We start from the raw sequence: 528 nt of genomic DNA, 5'->3' as shown, positions 1-528 counted from the left end.
ACATCCTCGACACGCTCAGGGACCGAGTACGCATCCGTCAAGGGCGCGCGGCGAGTCCGTCTGCGGGTGTGGTGGACTCGGCTTCGGTCAAGGGTGCCGAGACCGTCGGTGCGAACACTCGAGGGTTCGACGCGGGCAAGAAGATCAATGGTCGCAAGCGTCACATCGTGGTCGACACGCTCGGTCTGCTGCTGATGGTCATGGTGACCGCCGCATCGGTGCAAGACCGCGACGCCGCCAAACCGCTGCTCCAACGGGTGGCCGGGTCCTTCTGCCGGATGAAGCTGGTGTTTGCCGACTCCGGCTATGCCGGCAAACTCGTCGACTGGGCCCTGCAGCAGCTGAAGTTGACCTTGCAGATCGTCAAACGCACCGACAAGCACAGCTTCCAAGTCCTTCCACGCCGCTGGGTCGTCGAACGAACCCTCGCCTGGATCGTCCGGCACCGCCGCTGCGCCCGCGACTACGAACGCCAACCCGAACACCACGAATCGATGGTCAGATGGGCTGCTATCCGGCTCCTCAGCC

The 528-nt window shown here is 64.2% G+C and carries 1 protein-coding gene; it reads left to right on the top strand.

The window, feature by feature from the left end; all coding sequences use genetic code 11:
• Positions 1-2: 2 nt before the first annotated feature.
• The coding region (locus tag ABNF93_RS34740; protein ID WP_349332515.1) for an IS5 family transposase at positions 3-528 on the top strand (526 nt) is incomplete at its 3' end.

The sequence above is a fragment of the Actinopolymorpha sp. B9G3 genome, from assembly GCF_040120725.1.
Taxonomy (GTDB): Bacteria; Actinomycetota; Actinomycetes; order Propionibacteriales; family Actinopolymorphaceae; genus Thermasporomyces.
The sequence above is the reverse complement of the archived record's forward strand: the minus strand, read 5'-3'. Positions and strand labels throughout refer to the sequence as shown.